The following is a 15,618-nucleotide window of genomic DNA, read 5'->3' on the forward strand; positions in this document are numbered from 1 at the left end:
GTCAGTTCTTCACGGCATAGGCGTCGGAAAATCCGATCCCCTGAACCTTGCGCAGCAGGGCAGAGCGTTCCGACTTGTTTTGGGCGGGGCCGACAACTACGCGCCAGAAGGTCTTGCCGTTGATCGTTTCCTCGCGAACCGTCGGTACCATGCCGGCGCTGCGCATCTGGTTAGCGGTCCGATCGGCGTTTTTCTCGACGCTGAAAATGCCGATCTGGATATAGGGTTTGTCGAGCGAAGACGCCTTTGGCGTGTTCGTGGGTTGCGGCGCGGGGGCGGCCGCGACGGGCGCAGGTGAGGCCTGTTCGCTGGCCTCGATAGCCGCTTCGGCGCCTGCAACGGGGGCGAGCGCGCTTTCCTCGATCTCTCCGGCATCCAGCGCCCGAGCCGGTTCGGCATCAAGGGCTTCGGCCTCAGGTTCGGCTTCCTCTATCTCCTCGCGGCGGAGGGCCGTTACCTGAAGCTGCACGGGCGCACCGGCCAGCATCCCAAGCGCTGCCGCGGCATCCGACGACGCCTGGATCCGCGGTCCGGGAATTTCTCGTTCACGCCGGAAGAGCGCGCCAATGACGAATTTGTTGTTCGTGGTGTTCCGAATGATCACCCGTTCCGGATCGACGGCATCCGGATGGGCCACCCAGACACCGCCAAGGGATGGGCGACCGTCCCAAAGCCCGGCTTCGGATACCTCGAACACCTCTGGTGCCTCGACGTCACGTTCGACCAGACGTGTGCTCTGCGTCGCTTCGGCGCCGCCGGTCTCATCCTTGGTCTGCAAGAAAGGCATGTTCGCCCCTTCCTCGCATCCGGCCAGAACGCCGGCCGACAAAAGTAGCGCGGCAAGCGCCAATGGCGATTTGCGTTTCGCGGTCGCTCGATCCATTCTGCATGCCCCTTGCCTGAAAGAAGGTCCTGTCGCGACCTTCATGCCGGTTGACCGGTCGTTGCCTCTCGGCGGGGCCTTCGCCCCGTTGCGCGGATCATAACTTGAGGAGTCAGGCATGGAAAGCCTGCAGGGCGGGCCTCGGCAAGATTTCACCCCGCGGGTAATAGAAGCAGGGGTTGTGTCCGGCCGGATGAGAGCTTAGAGATTTCCCGCGACGGGGAGGTGGCAGAGTGGTCGAATGCGGCGGTCTTGAAAACCGTTGATGGTGAGAGCCATCCCAGGGTTCGAATCCCTGTCTCCCCGCCACCCACCTGTGTCTCTGTTCATTTTTGTTTTCCGTGGCTGAATTATGTCGGAATTCCCGTGGTTTGTCTGCAGGGTTTTCAGAACGAGACCGAGCGTAGCTCCCAATTCCCGACCAAGATCTGCGGCTGTTTCAGAGACGGTTATTGGCGGGTGCGCTTTGGGTCCGGATTTCCCGGAAAGCAGGGACTCTGCAGGGAATTTCGATCGTTTCGAGGATCTCTCGGCCAATCCGGGGATGATTGTGTCAGGAAATACAGGTGCCTAAAGGCAAATTCCCTGAGCCCAAAAACAGGGAAACCATGGCGGTGGAGCAGGGAATGTTCCGGCCGGAGCAGGGAGTGTTCTTCCTGCACTCGCGATTGGGGAGAGCGCTGGTCCTCAGAAGCCGAACATCCGCTCCTGCTCGGTCCAGTCGAGGGGCGGGGTGACGCTGACCAGGCGCTTGAGCGAGAGCTCCGGCGGCTGGCTGCCGTCGAGGATGGCAGCCTGGATTTTCGGTGAAAGGAAGGCCAGCTGGGTGCGGTTGCGAATGAAGGATCCGGGCACGTTTTCCCGGTGCGCGATATCGGAGAGCTGGGTGCTGGATTTCAGCTCGTCGGCCCAGCCATGGGCACGGATCAACATGCTGCGGAGATGCGGATCCGGTTGCCGCGCGCGGGTTCCGACAATGATCTTTGCCTCGACCCCGCGCCGGCGCAGGTCGAAGGGCGCGGAGATCCGCAGAATCGAGGGCGCGATGTCTGAGGTTGTCACACCAAGCGCCTCGGCGAGGACGCCGGGGTACAGGTCGAGCTCGATCTGGCCGGGCGAGACGGTGCCCGCTTCGATCAGCTGCGCAATCGAGGTGTTTCCGTCCCGACGCAGTTCCTTGACGAAGGCCTGCATGGACCTGGCTACCGCGGAGCCGCTCGTCGCATCTGGTCTTTCCAGGACCCGCTGCTGTTCGGCTGCCGCCTCGAGATGCTGAAGGGTGATGTCCGTGGCCGCTTGTTCCAGCGCGGGCCCCGGCAAGCGCCAGCCCGACGGATCGCTGCCCCCGGAGATCAGCCTGTTGGAGACGTAATACCGCAACCACCGTCCGTTCCGGGTGGTGTGCGTCGGGGTCAGGCGGTCGTCGATCTCGTCGCGCAGCTTTGCCGTCAACCAAGCGGTGTTTCGGATGGAGTATGCTGTACCGTCTTTCACACCACGTTGCCGCGATCGGCTCGCCGCGACTCTCAGCTTGTCCTGCACATCCGTCCAGAGCGCCTCACCGATGATCGCCGGGTGTTGTCCTGGCCAGACCTTCTCCTTGTGGCGGATCCTGCCCAGATAGACCGGGTTGCGCAGCAGGTAGTAGATCTGTCCGCGGGAGAGCGGGAGATCCCCGGAAACGGCTCCGTTTGCACGGATCTGGCGTTTCGAACGCAGGCGCTCCCGGGCTGCGGCCTCGGTGACCCGGCGCAGGCAGCCGAGATCGGCGTAAAGCGTGAAGAGGCGGCGCACGCGCTCCGCCTCATCCGGGTTTATCACCAGTGTTCGGGTGTTCGGATCTGCGTGGCGGTCATAGCCCAAGGGCAGGTTGCCGCCCATCCAGAGCCCCTTCTTCTTGGAGGCGGCAATCTTGTCGCGGATGCGTTCGGCAGTCACCTCGCGCTCGAACTGGGCAAAGGACAGCAGCACGTTGAGCGTGAGCCGGCCCATGGAGGAAGAGGTATTGAAGGCTTGCGTGACGGAGACGAAGGAACAGTCTGCCCGTTCCAGCCGCTCGACCAGCTTTGCGAAGTCTGCGAGCGACCGGGTCAGCCTGTCGATCTTGTAGACCACCACCATATCGACGCGACCGGAATCCACCTCTTCCAGGAGCCGTTGCAGGGCCGGGCGCTCGAGCGTGCCGCCGGAGAGGCCGCCATCGTCATATCGGTCCGGCAGGGCCTTCCATCCCTCGTGGCGCTGGCTGGCGATATAGGCGGCGCAGGCCTCGTGCTGCGCATCGAGGGAGTTGAACTCCTGGTCGAGCCCGTCATCGGAGGATTTGCGGGTATAGATGGCGCAGCGGATCTTGCGGCGCGGGCTCATTGGCTGGGCTTGCTGGAGAGCCCGAAGAAGCGCGGGCCGGACCAATGCGCCCCGGTGATCTCGCGGGCGATGGCCGAGAGGGACCGGTAACTTGTCCCGTTCCAGGCAAAGCCCTGATCGGTGACATCGACTACATGGGTGACGCCGTTCCATTCCCGCAGTAATCGCCTGCCCGGCTTGAGGGCCGGGCTGGACGCCTTTGGCTTGGCATCTGTGCCCTTCCCGAGGGCTGTCGTCACTGCCCGTGGCAGCCCGCCATGACGGCGGGACTGCATCTCGAAGGCGATGAAGCGGCGGAGGAAGGGCTGGCTCAGCATCCGTGGGGCAGGGGCGTCGAAGATCGCCTGCCAGAGGTCCAGCAGATCGGCGCGGGCCAGATCTTCCAGGTCTTTGACGTCGCGGGGCAGCCTCATGCCTGCTCTCCCGGCTCCTCGACGAGGTGGTAGGTGCAGGGCTTGCCGTCGGCGGCCTGCCTGCGGTCGATGGTGGCGCCGGTCTTGCGCAACGTGCTCAGCGCGGCCCGGGCGGAATGCGCCTGCCAGCCGGTGGCCTTGCAGATGGCCGCGAGGCTGGCGCCCGAGGGACGGCGCAGCATCGCCTGCACCTTGCCGATCTTTGTCTGTTTGCGGTTGGTCATGGTCTTTCTCCCCTGGTCTGGTCCGGAAGGGCCGCAGGTTGCCGTGCCCTTGTACCGAGGAGGGCCCGAACTCATCGGGCGTGCTGACAGGGATGCTTGCCGCGCAGGGGAAGTCCAGTCGTTTCCGGCGCAATGGTTTTTTCTGTGGTCGGACGGGTTTCCACATCTATGTACCGCATATTGATCATTTGCATTCAAACAAGGCTGGCCGCGTCCTGTGAGTGGGGCGCGGCCATTTCCGTGCGACCGGACAGATAGGGCGGTTTTTCATCCCAGTGTGATTCGGTGTCGGGCCCCTTGGGCCCCAGCTCGCCACCGAAATTATCGCTCTTTGCGAGTTTTTGCTCCTGCATGTTGCGGTATTGCATCAATTTTCCTGTAGCGGGCCTGCTGCCTGCGCTTTTCCTTTGAGTTTCAAGGGAGGCTGACGCAACGCTTCAGCCATGGGATTGACCCCCTTGCAGGCGCCGGGCCGCAAGGAGGGAAGGCTGGATAGCCGCCCTGGCCCCGGCAAAAGTCCATCGGCCGGAAAGCACGATGGCGGCTCGCCCCGGAAGGGGCATTGGCCGGACCCTGGAAAGGGCCGGTTGCCAGGTCCGGAAGGGCAAGTCCGCGCTCCTTCGCGAGCGAGGGCGACACATCTTCGATTTGTTGAAAACGCGTCTCTGACGCGCATCGCCCAAGCCTGACGCCCGGTGATGTTCAGCCAAAGGAGGTGGCCATGAGCGCCGCTGTCGCAATGATCGCCCCGGGCGATCTCGTTCCCGACCCGCGCAATGCGCGGACCCATGACCGCAGGCAGATCCGTCAGATCGCCGACAGCATCCGCCAGTTCGGCTTCACCAACCCGTGCCTCGTCGACGAGGACAACGTGCTGATCGCCGGGCATGGCCGGCTAGAGGCCGCCAGGCTGCTGGGATTGGCGGAGGTGCCGATCATCCGGGTGACACATCTGACCGAGCCGGAAAAACGCGCCCTGCGCCTGGCTGACAACAAGATCGCCGAGAAAGCCGGCTGGGACCTCGATCTGCTGGCGGCCGAACTGGCCGATCTCTCCGAGATGGAGCTCGACTTCGATATCGAGGTCACCGGCTTCGAGACCGCCGAGATCGACCTGGTCATCGGCGATGCCGCGGGCGATGACGACCCGACTCCTGAACTGGCGCCCGTGCCCGATCCGGATCTTCCCGGAGTCTCGCAGCCAGGCGATCTCTGGCTCCTTGGCAAGCACCGGCTTCTCTGTGGCAACGCCCGCTATTTGGCCGATTACGAGCGGCTGATGGAGGGCAGGCAGGCGGACATGGCCTTCACCGATCCGCCATACAATGTTCCGATCGCGGGTCATGTCTGCGGCAACGGCCGGGTCCGGCACCTGGAATTTGCCGAGGCCTCCGGCGAGATGACCCCGGTGGAGTTCACCGCCTTCCTGGCGGAGGTATTCGGTCTCGGAGCGCGCCACAGCCGCGATGGCGCGATCTGGCTTGCCTGCATCGACTGGCGCCACCTGCCGGACATGCACAGCGCGGGCATGGAGGTCTTCAACGACTGGCTCAACCTCTGCGTCTGGGTCAAGACCAATGGCGGCATGGGCAGCTTTTACCGATCGCAGCACGAACTGATCTGCGTCTTCCGGAACGGGACGGCGTGCCATCGCAACAATGTCCAGCTCGGCAAGTATGGGCGCAACCGGACGAATGTCTGGACCTATCCGGGCGTGAACACGTTCCGGCCCGGGCGCATGGAGGAGTTGCAGGCGCATCCAACGGCGAAGCCCGTGGCGATGATCAAGGATGCGATCCTCGATGTCAGCCGGCGCGGCGACCTCGTGCTCGATCCCTTCATGGGCGGTGGAGCAAGGCTGATCGCGGCCGAGCAGGCCGGGCGCGTCGCCTGCGGTCTCGAGATCGATCCGGGCTATGTAGATGTCACCCTGCGCCGCTGGCGCGCGGAAACCGGACAGGAGCCGGTCCGCGCCTCCGACGGGTGCAGGCTGGCGGACCTGGAACAGGACCTGAAGCAGGAGGTCGGCCAATGAGCAAGGACAACGATTACGAGGTCGGCTATGGCAAGCCGCCGAAACACACTCGCTTCAGGAAGGGGCAGTCCGGGAATGCCAGGGGGCGCAAGCAAGGCAGCTGCAACTTCCAGACGGACCTGGAAGAGGTGCTGGAAGCCCGGGTGGCGATCAAGGAGAACGGACAGGCCCGGAAGGTGACCAGCCAGCAGGCCGCATTGCGCAGGCTGCTCGAGAAGGCGCTGGCGGGCGATCCGCGCGCCCTGGACAGGCTTCTCAACCTCGCGGAACAGCTTTCCGACGCAAAGGAGGCCCGATCCGCCGAGCGCAGCCTTTCGGACGAGGAAGCCGACATCCTGCGCCGCTACGAGGAAACCATTCTGACACAGGCGCTGGCAGACGGTCGTCTGTCCGACGATGGGGAGGCCGGCGATGCCCAATGACATCGACCGGATCGCGCTGTTGAACGCGCTCTTGCGCACGGACCTGTCGAGTTTCATCCAGCAGGCTTTCGCCACGGTGGATCCGGCTACGCGCTACCGACACAGCTGGACGCTCGACGCCATCGCTTATCAGCTCGAGCGCATCGAGCGTGGCGAGACCAGGCGGTTGATCATCACCATGCCGCCGCGCTCCCTGAAATCGATCGCCGCCTCGGTGTCCTTCCCAGCCTGGCTGCTGGGGAAGGATCCGTCCCGGCGCATCCTTGCTGTCTCCTATGCCGAGGGCCTGTCGGAAAAGCTGGCGGTCGATTGCCTGAAGGTGATCGAGGCGCCCTGGTACAAGGCCTGCTTTCCCGCTACACGGATCGCGCGGGGCAGGGGGGCGCGGAGCGATTTCGAGACGACGAGAGGCGGTGGCCGCTTCTCGACCTCGGTCGGCGGCACGCTCACCGGCCGGGCGGGGACATCATCCTTCTGGACGATCCGCACAAACCCGATGAGGCGGGCTCCGAGACCCGGCGGAAGGCTGTACTGGACTGGTATCGCTCCACCTTGTTGAGCCGGCTCAACGACCCGGTGACAGGTCCCATCATCCTGATCCAGCAGCGCGTGCATGACGACGACCTCGCGGGCATGCTCCTGCGTCAGGGCGGCTGGACGCATCTCGATCTCCCGGCGATCGCGGAAGAGCCCGTGCAGATCGACCTCGGTCGGCGGGGATCGGTGAGCTGCAAGCCCGGCGATCTCCTCTACCCGGACCGCCTGCCGCGGGACCTGCTGGAGCAGCAGCAGGCGGAACTGGGCTCCTATGTCTTCGCGGCGCAATACCAGCAGCGCCCGGCGCCGCTCGAAGGCGGCATCGTGAAATGGGCCTGGTTCCGGACATATGACCAGGCACCGCTTCGAAACCGGGGAGATCGCATCGTGCAGAGCTGGGACACGGCGTCCAGGGCCGAGGAGGCGCATGACTATTCGGTCTGCACGACATGGCTACTGCGGGGTCCGAATGCCTGGCTTCTGGAGGTCCACCGGGCCCGGCTCGAGTTCCCGGAACTGAGGCGGCGGATCGAGGACCAGGCACGACTGCACGGGGCGATCACCGTGTTGATCGAGCAGGCCGGATCCGGCCTCCAGCTGATCCAGGACCTGAAGCGCCGATCCCGGCTCAACATCGTCGGGATCATACCGAAGGGTGACAAGCCCACGCGGCTGCTCGGCGTCTCGCCCATGATCGAGGGCGGGCGCGTCGCCATCCCGGAAGATGCACCTTGGCTTGCCGAGTTCCGGCGCGAGGTCACCCTCTTCCCCAACGGAAAACACGACGACCAGGTCGACAGCCTCTCCCAGTTCCTCACCTGGATGAACAGGCCCTGGCGGGGTGCAATGTCCGGAATGATGGCCTGAGGACCGCGAGTTCGAATCCTTTTGGCACCGCCACCATCCCTGAACCGCAATCCGCAGGATTATATGGTCTGGTCTGAGCAACCGTGGCTCGATGGGTTCGCAATCGAACCTGGCGTGATCCGGCAATTCGTCGCCATGCCGCTGGGCGAAGGCTACTCTGTTGAGGAGCAGCTTAAGGAAGATGCGGAATGGGGTGGACTTCAGATCTCCGTTGCGCCGATGAGGCGGGAAGTGTGGGAGCGGTTGTCCGCGACCGGGATCGTGACGCAGTCGTTCTCGAAGCCGAGCTGAACCTTCTTGGTCATGGCGCTGCCCCCTCGGCGAGCGAGTCCTGCGGGTAGCTGGGCATGGTTTCCAGACCTTGGCACGTAGCAGCGTCACGAAATGATCGTCCTCGAGGAGGGTCCGGAATGCCTGGCAGATGAACAGCAGCCGCCCCTGCGTCAGTTCCGCTTTCTTGATCAGAAGCTTCTGGCGGTCCGCTTCCTTCTGGTAGGCGCGCACCAACGCTTCGCTCGTTAGAGGTCGCCGGTTTCGGCTGTCCCGCCCGTATTGCTTGGGATGGATCTTCTTTCCACGCGCCTCACGCTGTTTGATCAGACGCCGGGCCGCCGAGAGCTTCTTGCCGCGCAGTTTCTTCTGCGTGTACGCTAGTACGAGGTGGGGATGCTCTTCAGCGCGTCCAACATGCGTGACCTGACACGCAGAGAGCTGTGTTCGAACATCGGCAGTTTCACGGTGTCAGGTCTCCGCATCCAGTAGGGTCAGGATGTCCTTGCAGTTCTGGACCTTCCCGCCGCAGCAATCCGACAAGAGAAATCCGACGAGGCTGTTAACGGCTTCCAGCCTGGCCGCATATCGGATCTCGCGTTGATGCCGTGTGCTGGTAAGCAAACCCGCGCGTTTGAGGACCGACAGGTGCCCGGAGAGTGTCGAGGGTTTCGCATCCAGCCGCTCGGCGATTGTCAGCGCAGGAACGCCGTCCGGGGCGTGCTGCACGAGTAGCTTGAACACGGACAACCGGGTCGGATGCGCCAGTGCCGCGAATGCGTCTATCGCAGTGTCCTGATCCATAATTCGTCAATGCCCGAATTATCGAAGCTTGACCAGAGGGTGACGATCCCGTAGCCCGGAGTCAATTCGGAAAAACCCGAAATGAGGGACGAATGACCGGTACGCTGATCACATCCGAGGTTGATTTCGACGTCGAAGGGAAGCAGGCGGGCTATCTCCGCGTACCGCACTCCACTCATCGATCCGCCTATGGCTGGATCCCAGTTCCGATCACAGTCATTCGCAACGGGGACGGACCGACGCTCGTGATTTCGGCCGGAGTTCACGGCGACGAATACGAAGGGCAGATCGCCGTCGCGACCCTTGCACGCGAGTTGGACGTTGCTGACGTCCGTGGCCGCCTGATCCTGCTGCCGATGGTGAATTTCCCGGCCGCCGAGGCCGGCTGCCGTGTCTCGCCTCTGGACGATGGCAATCTCAACCGCCTCCATCCCGGCGACCCGAAGGGTTCGCCGTCCGAGATGATTGCCCATTATCACGAAGAGGTCATTCTGCCCCTGGCGGACTACGCCGTCGATCTCCATTCGGGCGGCACATCGTTGATCTATCCTCCGACGCTGTTACGTGGACCGCCGCATTCGCCGGAAGAAGAAGTCGGGCTTGCCAAGCTGACCGAAGCCTTCGATCTGCCCTATGCCTGGGTCTTCACCGGCGGCGGTGGGCGCGGCAGCACCGCACGAACGGCGATGGGCGCGGCCAACCGCAAAGGCGTGATCAACGTGATGGCCGAGCTTGGCGGCGCAGGGTGCGTGACGCCGGAGGTGCTGCGGCAAGCCGAGCGCGGGCTGCGCCGCATCTTGCACGCCCTTGGGATGTTGCCGGACCACACCCCGGACGCCGCCCGGGGGACACGCGAGCTTCATGTACTGGGATCAGTCTATGCCGATGGGGCCGGCGTGTTCGAGCCGCTGAAGACCATAGGCGACGATGTCGCGGAGGGCGAAACCGTGGCCCTGATCAACCATCCCGACACGCCGGGGCAAGCGCCGGACGCCGTCACCTCGCCCCATGGCGGTCTCGTATTGGCGATGCGGGCCATGGCGCAGGTTCGGCGAGGCGACGCGCTCTATCAGATCGCGAGGGATGCGCTCTGAAATGAAGAGCTATGCGGTTTCCATCGACGACATACGTGCCGCGGCCTCCGCGCTCGAAGGTGTGGTTATCCGATCGCCCCTGCTGGAAAACCCGGATGTGAACGCCTTGCTCGGTGGCCGATTGCTGCTGAAGGCTGAGAACCTCCAGCGCACGGGCGCCTTCAAGATCCGTGGCGCCTATCACCGGATGCTCGGTCTCACAGCCGAGGAACGGGGGCGCGGCGCGGTGACATATTCATCGGGCAACCATGCGCTGGGGCTCGCGCGTGCGGCTCAGATCCTCGGATCCTCGGCGGTGATCGTGATGCCTTCGGACGCGCCCGAGGCCAAGATGGCGGCCGTTCGGGGCGTGGGTGCCGAGATCGTCCCCTACGACCGCGACACGGAAAACAGCGCGGATGTGGTCGCCCGCATCATGGCCGAGACCGGCCGGATCGAGGTGCCTCCAAGCGCACATCCTGAGGTCCTGGCCGGCGCGGGTACAGCGGCGCTCGAGGTGTTGGAAGATGCAGGCGGGCCGCTCGACGCGGTTCTGGTGCCATGCGGGGGCGGCGGGCTGACGGCGGCAACCGCCGCGCTGATGGCTGAGGCTGCACCCGCAACGCAGGTTTTTGCGGCAGAGCCGGCGCTGTTCGACGACACAAGCAGGTCGCTTAAGGAAGGGCGTCGCGTCGCCAACCCGAAGGGCCGCCGAACCATCTGCGATGCCATCATGACGCCGATCCCGGGCGAGCTGACCTTTTCGATCAATCGCGATCTACTGGCGGGTGGGGTCACGGCCACTGATGCAGAGGTCCGCCAGGCGATGCGGTTCGCCTACGACCATTTTCGGATCGTCACGGAACCTGGGGCCGCGGTCGGTATTGCGGCGATCCTGAGCGGCCAAGTGCCCATCGCCGGACGCACTGTCGCGACGGTCATCACCGGCGGCAATATCGATCCTGTGCGTTTTGCGGCGCTTCTGGAGAACGAGGAATGACGCTGGATCGACGGTTGATGGCCGAATGGCTTGGCACGTTTTCTCTGCTCGCGACGGTGGTCGGGTCGGGCATCACAGCCGAGCGGCTCGCAGGCGGGAACGTGGCTGTCGCACTGCTGGGAAATACCTTCCCGACAGGCGCAATTCTTGTCGTGTTGATCACCGTCTTTGGTCCGATTTCGGGAGCGCATTTTAACCCTGCTGTGACCCTCAGCTTTGTGATGCGGCGCGAAATCGCCCCGCGCGATGCGGGGCTTTATGTCGTTGCTCAGGTATTCGGTGGTATCGTCGGTGTTCTCGCCGCGCATGTGATGTTCGAACGTCCCCTGATCGACCCCTCGACGACCACGCGAACCGGGATCGGGCAGTGGGCCGGAGAGTTCGTTGCGACCTCCGGGCTGATCGGCACCATCCTCGCGTGCCTCAAGGCGAAACCGCAGGCGGTGCCCATGGCGGTGGGCCTCTACATTACGGCGGCCTATTGGTTCACGTATTCAACGTCTTTCGCTAATCCGGCGGTGACCATCGCACGATGTTTCTCGAACACTTTCGCCGGGATCGCCCCAACCGACGTGGTCGCCTTCATAGCGGTGCAGCTGATCGCGGCTGTTCTTGCAACGTGGTTCTTCCGCTGGATGCTGGAGGATGGTGAGGATGGCTGAGTTCGATTTCGACGGGGAGATCGACCGCCGGGTGGTTCCGGCGCTCAAGCATCACCGCATCGTGCTGGGCGCGGATGGCATGGACCTGTTTCCTGCGGGCGTGGCCGACATGGATTTCCGTGTCGCCCCGTGCATCACCGATGCGATCGCTGCACGGGCCGCGCATGGCGTCTATGGCTACGAGACGGTCCCCGACGGGTTGATCCCTGAGCTCACGGGCTGGCTGGAGAATAGGCACGGATGGAAGGTCGATCCGTCCCATATCCTGCGTGCGCCAAACGTCCTGAACGCGTTGGCAATGGCTGCCAACGCGTTCACGGAACCCGGCGACGGCATCATCGTGCAGCCGCCGGTGTTCTTCGATTTCGCTGACATCATCGCGGAGAACGGGCGGCGAATGGTCGAGAACCCTCTAATCCTGAGGGATGGCCAATACGAGATGGATTTCAACGGGCTGGACCACGCCGCGCGCGACCCGAAGACCCGAATGATCTTCCTGTGCAATCCGCACAACCCGGTGGGGCGGGTCTGGACCGCCGAGGAACTCGCACGCGTGGGCGCGATCTGCCGCCTCCATGGTGTGCTGGTGGTGACCGATGAAATCCACGGTAGCATCACCTTTCCGGGTCACCCCTACACGCCATTCGCAACGCTTTCGGCAGAGGATGCCCTCAACTCGGTCACCTGCCTGTCCCCGGCGAAAAGCTTCAACATCGCCGCCTGCTGCTCTGCGTTCACAGTGGTTCCGGACGACACCGGAAGACGGGCGCTCGAGGCCGAGAATAGCCGGCTGACGGTCAACAAGAACAACGCCTTCGCCTCGGTCGCCATGCAGACCGCCTATGCCGAGGGCGCCTCCTGGCTCGACGCGGTGATGGTGTATCTGCGGGGCAACCTCGATCTTGTTCGCCGCCGCCTCGCTGACGTCCCAGGGATCACCCTGATCGAACCTGAGGGCACATTCCTCCTCTGGATCGACTTCCGCGGTCTCGGGCTCGAATCCGACGATCTGACCGCGTTTCTCAGAAGGCAAGCTGGCTGGGCCATCACCCGTGGGATCGCGTTTGGTCCGCAAGGCGCAGGCTTTGGCCGTTTGAACATGGCCTGCCCGCGCGCGCGTCTGGCAAAGGCGCTGGACCGTCTGGCCTTAGCAACGAGGGCCGGCTCATGACCATCGTCATTCACCACAACTCCGACTGCGGCACGTCGCGCAATGTCCTTTCGATCATCCGGGCGTCTGGCGTGGAGCCTGTGGTGATCGAATACTTGCACACCGGCTGGACGCGACCGCAACTGCTTGGCCTATTTGCAGCGGCTGATCTCACGCCGCGCAATGCGCTGCGGATCACGAAGTCACCAGCCGAGGCGCTTGGACTGCTGGACGAGACAGTATCCGAGGAAGCCGTTTTCGATGCGATGATCGAGTATCCTGTGCTGGTCAACAGGCCGATCGTGTGCAGCCCGAAAGGCGTGCGGCTTTGCCGGCCCTCTGAAACCGTCCCCGACCTGCTCGAGACCATGCCTCCCGGGCCGCTCTACAAAGAGGACGGCCAGATGATCCTAAACAAAAATGGAGACCGCGTTGACTGATACGCCGCAATTGTCCGAAGAGCATTTTCAGGCGCCGGACACGGCGCGTCTGTTTCCTGACGGACACGCATCCCACCCGCCGCGGATCCTTTTGCTTTACGGTTCTTTGAGAAAGCGCTCTTTCAGCCGGCTGATGACCGAAGAGGCGGCGCGCGTGCTGCACCGCCTTGGCGCGGAAACACATACCTTCAATCCCTCTGGCTTGCCTTTGCCCGACGATGTTGAAGCCGACCACCCAAAGGTCCAGAAGCTACGAGATCTTGTGACCTGGAGCGAGGGTATGGTTTGGTGCTCGCCCGAACGGCATGGTGCGATGACCGGGATCATGAAGGCGCAAATCGACTGGATCCCGTTGTCTCTGGGAGCCGTTCGACCAACTCAGGGCAAGACCCTGGCGGTCATGCAGGTATGCGGCGGGTCACAAAGCTTCAATGCTATCAATCAGCTACGGATTCTGGGTCGTTGGATGCGCTGTCTGACCATTCCCAACCAATCCTCGGTTCCGAAGGCGTTTCAGCAGTTCGGTGATGACGACCGCATGAAGCCCTCGCCCTATTACGACCGCATGGTCGATGTGATGGAAGAATTGGTCAAGTTCACGCTGCTTACCCGCGATATCGCGCCGTACCTTGTTGATCGATACAGTGAGAGAAAGGAAACCGGAGAAGTACTGATCGCCCGTGTGAATCGAACGGCGACATAGGAGATCCTTCCAAAAGCCGTGAAATCGAGCGCCGCCAGACGACCGCAAGGTCCGCAACTTGACCCCGGGCGGTTGTTTCGACAAGGAAAAACACTGGTCCATCTCCGTCGTCAAACCATGCGGCCGTTTTTGTGCCCGTCGAACGTCCGTCTTCCGCTCCTTGGCATCTGGTCGTATGGTCGAACGCCCGTCGCGAACCGGGTCCTGCGTCCGTTGGGATCTATCCTGCCCCCCTTCGATACCGCCACTCCCGCGGCGCCTCGCGTCCGCCTTCGTCGCGCCGTCGGTACCGCTCCCAGCCGTTCGCCTTGAGGTAGGCCGAGACGCGCATCTGGTCACCGCGGGTTCAGCGGGCGGGTTCGAGCCCGATAGCCGGTCTTGTCAGACAAACCCGGCTTGAGGCGGGGCAGCGGCCTCTGTAGCGTCTTCCCATGACCCGACCGTGCCCATTCAAGTACTTCAAGACGTCGCGTGAGATTATCCGTCTCGCCGTGATGATGTAGGTCCGCTTCCCGCTGTCGCTTCGGAATGTCGAAGACCTGCTGCACGAACGTGGGATCGACGTCAGCCACGAGGCGGTCCGGTTCTGGTGACACCGGTTCGGCCCGATGTTTGCAGCCGAGATCCGGAAACGTCGGATCGAGGGTATGCGGTCGAGCCAGTGGCGATGGCATCTCGACGAGATGTTCGTGAAGATCAACGGCGAGAGACACTACCTCTGGCGAGCCGTTGATCACGAGGGCGAGGTCCTCGAGAGCTTCGTGACGAAGACCCGCGACAAGAGGGCGGCTCTGAAATCCCTCAGAAAATCAATGAAACGCCAAGGTCGACCTCGTGTCCTGGTGACTGATCAGTTGAGATCCTACGGTGCGGCGATGAAAGACATCGGCAATGTCCACAGGCAGGAAACGGGTCGCTGGCGGAACAACAGGGCCGAGAATTCGCACCTGCCGTTTCGACGACGAGAGCGGGCAATGCAACGCTTTCGGCGCATGCGAAGTTTGCAGAAATTTGCTTCCGTCCACGCCTCGGTCTTCAACCATTTCAACTCGGAGCGCAGCCTCACCAGTCGACAGAATTTCAAGTTGAACCGAGCCGCCGCTCTTGCCGAGTGGCGTCAGCTTTGCGCCGCCTAAGTTCCTGAGGTTCGTGGGAAACTGAGACTGGTTAGAATCTGTCTGACACCTCCGATGCAAGGGCAGAAGAGAGTGATGAAGACCAAACGGACCGCTGTCGGGACACCCCGAGGTGCTGCCAGGGCATAACAACTCGATAGTCTGATTGGGACCCGGCATGCGGACTTCATCAGGGCCAGCGGTCAGATGCACCGCGTAAACAGGCCGGACACATGACCGCACCCCGAAATGATCATTCTCAAATCAAATCAACCCTTGCGCAAACGGAGCCGTCCACACATGGCAGCACCCTACGCTAGCCTAGGTCGAACAAACTGAAGTCTTCGACAAAGACTTGGTCCTGAGGGTCGTTCGAATTCTCGTCACGAATGTCCCTATCCCAGCTTCTTCGGAAACTGAAGTTTTCGGCCTTAAGCTCAAACAATCCCGAGCGACTGTCCTCCGCCAGGGTGCGTTGGAGTGTCAATTGGAAGTCTTCGGTCTGTATCTGCAAACCTCCTTGAATGCCATCATCAGTTAATCTGCGACCAATGGAGAACTGGAAATCGTCGGTCCGGAACCTGAAAAACCCAAATCTGGTATCTTCCGGCATGTCATCCCCCTTTTCGAAAAAGTGCTTCTACACCTTGTGT

General features: G+C 62.8%; 17 protein-coding genes, 1 tRNA gene and 2 pseudogenes. 12 read left to right on the plus strand and 8 right to left on the minus strand.

The genetic code is table 11. The features are described 5' to 3' along the window. Position 1: 1 nt before the first annotated feature. Positions 2-883 (minus strand): SPOR domain-containing protein, encoded by an 882-nt coding sequence (locus ACFORG_RS16030; RefSeq protein ID WP_386736528.1) that lies wholly within the window; start codon positions 881-883, stop codon positions 2-4. A gap of 219 nt (positions 884-1,102) precedes the next feature. Here ACFORG_RS16030 and ACFORG_RS16035 point away from each other — a divergent pair. Next, positions 1,103-1,192 (plus strand) — tRNA-Ser (locus tag ACFORG_RS16035). 378 nt (positions 1,193-1,570) lie between these two features. On the opposite strand, the gene ACFORG_RS16040 is transcribed toward ACFORG_RS16035, so the two are convergent. The 4 genes from ACFORG_RS16040 to ACFORG_RS16055 all read right to left on the minus strand — a co-directional run bounded on the left by ACFORG_RS16040 (position 1,571) and on the right by ACFORG_RS16055 (position 4,255). Next, a complete protein-coding gene (locus ACFORG_RS16040) occupies positions 1,571-3,250 on the minus strand; it encodes a recombinase family protein (protein WP_386736529.1) in 1,680 nt (559 codons plus the stop codon). After that, a complete protein-coding gene (locus tag ACFORG_RS16045) occupies positions 3,247-3,663 on the minus strand; it encodes a DUF2924 domain-containing protein (protein WP_386736530.1) in 417 nt (138 codons plus the stop codon). Before ACFORG_RS16045 ends, ACFORG_RS16040 begins: the two co-directional genes overlap by 4 nt. Further along, on the minus strand, positions 3,660-3,887 hold the full coding sequence (locus tag ACFORG_RS16050) for a DUF3489 domain-containing protein (RefSeq protein ID WP_386736531.1): 228 nt from the start codon (positions 3,885-3,887) through the stop codon (positions 3,660-3,662). Before ACFORG_RS16050 ends, ACFORG_RS16045 begins: the two co-directional genes overlap by 4 nt. A 194-nt stretch (positions 3,888-4,081) precedes the next feature. Continuing rightward, a complete protein-coding gene (locus ACFORG_RS16055) occupies positions 4,082-4,255 on the minus strand; it encodes a hypothetical protein (RefSeq protein WP_386736532.1) in 174 nt (57 codons plus the stop codon). A gap of 353 nt (positions 4,256-4,608) precedes the next feature. Between ACFORG_RS16055 and ACFORG_RS16060 the strand changes: the two genes are divergently transcribed. From ACFORG_RS16060 to terL, 4 genes are read left to right on the plus strand one after another with little or no spacing between them, the layout of a single operon-like run. Beyond that, on the plus strand, positions 4,609-5,922 hold the full coding sequence (locus ACFORG_RS16060) for a site-specific DNA-methyltransferase (protein WP_386736533.1): 1,314 nt from the start codon (positions 4,609-4,611) through the stop codon (positions 5,920-5,922). After that, positions 5,919-6,344 (plus strand): DUF5681 domain-containing protein, encoded by a 426-nt coding sequence (locus tag ACFORG_RS16065; RefSeq protein WP_386736534.1) that lies wholly within the window; start codon positions 5,919-5,921, stop codon positions 6,342-6,344. The genes ACFORG_RS16060 and ACFORG_RS16065 overlap by 4 nt, the downstream gene beginning before the upstream one ends. Next, entirely contained in the window at positions 6,334-6,903 is a 570-nt protein-coding gene (locus ACFORG_RS16070; RefSeq protein ID WP_386736535.1) for a hypothetical protein, read from the plus strand. Before ACFORG_RS16065 ends, ACFORG_RS16070 begins: the two co-directional genes overlap by 11 nt. After that, positions 6,900-7,748: a phage terminase large subunit gene (terL, locus tag ACFORG_RS16075; RefSeq protein ID WP_386736536.1), complete on the plus strand. Its 849-nt coding sequence runs from the start codon at positions 6,900-6,902 to the stop codon at positions 7,746-7,748. Before ACFORG_RS16070 ends, terL begins: the two co-directional genes overlap by 4 nt. 441 nt (positions 7,749-8,189) lie before the next feature. Here the strand turns inward: terL and ACFORG_RS16080 are convergent. Together ACFORG_RS16080 and ACFORG_RS16085 are read right to left on the minus strand one after the other, a co-directional pair. Beyond that, a pseudogene (locus tag ACFORG_RS16080) lies at positions 8,190-8,381 on the minus strand (chromosome partitioning protein ParB); the annotation flags it as partial. Positions 8,382-8,489: 108 nt separating this feature from the next. Next, positions 8,490-8,822, minus strand: coding sequence for an ArsR/SmtB family transcription factor (locus tag ACFORG_RS16085; RefSeq protein ID WP_386736537.1), 333 nt, complete (start codon positions 8,820-8,822; stop codon positions 8,490-8,492). A gap of 92 nt (positions 8,823-8,914) precedes the next feature. On the opposite strand from ACFORG_RS16085, the gene ACFORG_RS16090 reads away from it, so the two are divergent. From ACFORG_RS16090 to ACFORG_RS16120, 7 genes and pseudogenes are all read left to right on the plus strand, one after another. Next, positions 8,915-9,916, plus strand: a complete 1,002-nt coding sequence (locus ACFORG_RS16090; protein WP_386736538.1) for a succinylglutamate desuccinylase/aspartoacylase family protein — start codon at positions 8,915-8,917, stop codon at positions 9,914-9,916. Position 9,917: 1 nt separating this feature from the next. Further along, positions 9,918-10,895 carry a threonine ammonia-lyase gene (locus tag ACFORG_RS16095; RefSeq protein ID WP_386736539.1) on the plus strand — a complete coding sequence of 326 codons (978 nt, stop codon included), beginning with the start codon at positions 9,918-9,920 and terminating at the stop codon, positions 10,893-10,895. Further along, positions 10,892-11,557 (plus strand): aquaporin, encoded by a 666-nt coding sequence (locus tag ACFORG_RS16100; RefSeq protein WP_386736540.1) that lies wholly within the window; start codon positions 10,892-10,894, stop codon positions 11,555-11,557. Before ACFORG_RS16095 ends, ACFORG_RS16100 begins: the two co-directional genes overlap by 4 nt. Continuing rightward, positions 11,550-12,728: a MalY/PatB family protein gene (locus ACFORG_RS16105; protein WP_386736541.1), complete on the plus strand. Its 1,179-nt coding sequence runs from the start codon at positions 11,550-11,552 to the stop codon at positions 12,726-12,728. Before ACFORG_RS16100 ends, ACFORG_RS16105 begins: the two co-directional genes overlap by 8 nt. Then, positions 12,725-13,147 (plus strand): arsenate reductase family protein, encoded by a 423-nt coding sequence (locus ACFORG_RS16110; RefSeq protein ID WP_386736542.1) that lies wholly within the window; start codon positions 12,725-12,727, stop codon positions 13,145-13,147. The genes ACFORG_RS16105 and ACFORG_RS16110 overlap by 4 nt, the downstream gene beginning before the upstream one ends. Next, a complete protein-coding gene (gene arsH, locus ACFORG_RS16115) occupies positions 13,140-13,850 on the plus strand; it encodes an arsenical resistance protein ArsH (protein WP_449284310.1) in 711 nt (236 codons plus the stop codon). The genes ACFORG_RS16110 and arsH overlap by 8 nt, the downstream gene beginning before the upstream one ends. A 431-nt stretch (positions 13,851-14,281) precedes the next feature. Then, positions 14,282-14,986, plus strand: a pseudogene (locus ACFORG_RS16120) (IS6 family transposase). A gap of 295 nt (positions 14,987-15,281) precedes the next feature. On the opposite strand, the gene ACFORG_RS16125 reads toward ACFORG_RS16120, so the two are convergent. Beyond that, positions 15,282-15,578 (minus strand): hypothetical protein, encoded by a 297-nt coding sequence (locus ACFORG_RS16125; RefSeq protein ID WP_386736544.1) that lies wholly within the window; start codon positions 15,576-15,578, stop codon positions 15,282-15,284. Between the last annotated feature and the right edge of the window lie 40 nt (positions 15,579-15,618).

The sequence above is a fragment of the Lutimaribacter marinistellae genome, assembly GCF_042648365.1.
In the GTDB taxonomy this organism is placed as follows: Bacteria; Pseudomonadota; Alphaproteobacteria; order Rhodobacterales; family Rhodobacteraceae; genus Lutimaribacter_A; species Lutimaribacter_A marinistellae.

Bases quoted from the DNA above. Each gene is read 5' to 3' on its own strand.
- ACFORG_RS16030 (WP_386736528.1), bottom strand. From the start codon at position 883: ATGGATCGAGCGACCGCGAAACGCAAATCGCCATTGGCGCTTGCCGCG.
- ACFORG_RS16040 (WP_386736529.1), bottom strand. From the start codon at position 3,250: ATGAGCCCGCGCCGCAAGATCCGCTGCGCCATCTATACCCGCAAATCC.
- ACFORG_RS16045 (WP_386736530.1), bottom strand. From the start codon at position 3,663: ATGAGGCTGCCCCGCGACGTCAAAGACCTGGAAGATCTGGCCCGCGCC.
- ACFORG_RS16050 (WP_386736531.1), bottom strand. From the start codon at position 3,887: ATGACCAACCGCAAACAGACAAAGATCGGCAAGGTGCAGGCGATGCTG.
- ACFORG_RS16055 (WP_386736532.1), bottom strand. From the start codon at position 4,255: ATGCAATACCGCAACATGCAGGAGCAAAAACTCGCAAAGAGCGATAAT.
- ACFORG_RS16060 (WP_386736533.1), top strand. From the start codon at position 4,609: ATGAGCGCCGCTGTCGCAATGATCGCCCCGGGCGATCTCGTTCCCGAC.
- ACFORG_RS16065 (WP_386736534.1), top strand. From the start codon at position 5,919: ATGAGCAAGGACAACGATTACGAGGTCGGCTATGGCAAGCCGCCGAAA.
- ACFORG_RS16070 (WP_386736535.1), top strand. From the start codon at position 6,334: ATGCCCAATGACATCGACCGGATCGCGCTGTTGAACGCGCTCTTGCGC.
- ACFORG_RS16085 (WP_386736537.1), bottom strand. From the start codon at position 8,822: ATGGATCAGGACACTGCGATAGACGCATTCGCGGCACTGGCGCATCCG.
- ACFORG_RS16090 (WP_386736538.1), top strand. From the start codon at position 8,915: ATGACCGGTACGCTGATCACATCCGAGGTTGATTTCGACGTCGAAGGG.
- ACFORG_RS16095 (WP_386736539.1), top strand. From the start codon at position 9,918: ATGAAGAGCTATGCGGTTTCCATCGACGACATACGTGCCGCGGCCTCC.
- ACFORG_RS16100 (WP_386736540.1), top strand. From the start codon at position 10,892: ATGACGCTGGATCGACGGTTGATGGCCGAATGGCTTGGCACGTTTTCT.
- ACFORG_RS16105 (WP_386736541.1), top strand. From the start codon at position 11,550: ATGGCTGAGTTCGATTTCGACGGGGAGATCGACCGCCGGGTGGTTCCG.
- ACFORG_RS16110 (WP_386736542.1), top strand. From the start codon at position 12,725: ATGACCATCGTCATTCACCACAACTCCGACTGCGGCACGTCGCGCAAT.
- ACFORG_RS16125 (WP_386736544.1), bottom strand. From the start codon at position 15,578: ATGCCGGAAGATACCAGATTTGGGTTTTTCAGGTTCCGGACCGACGAT.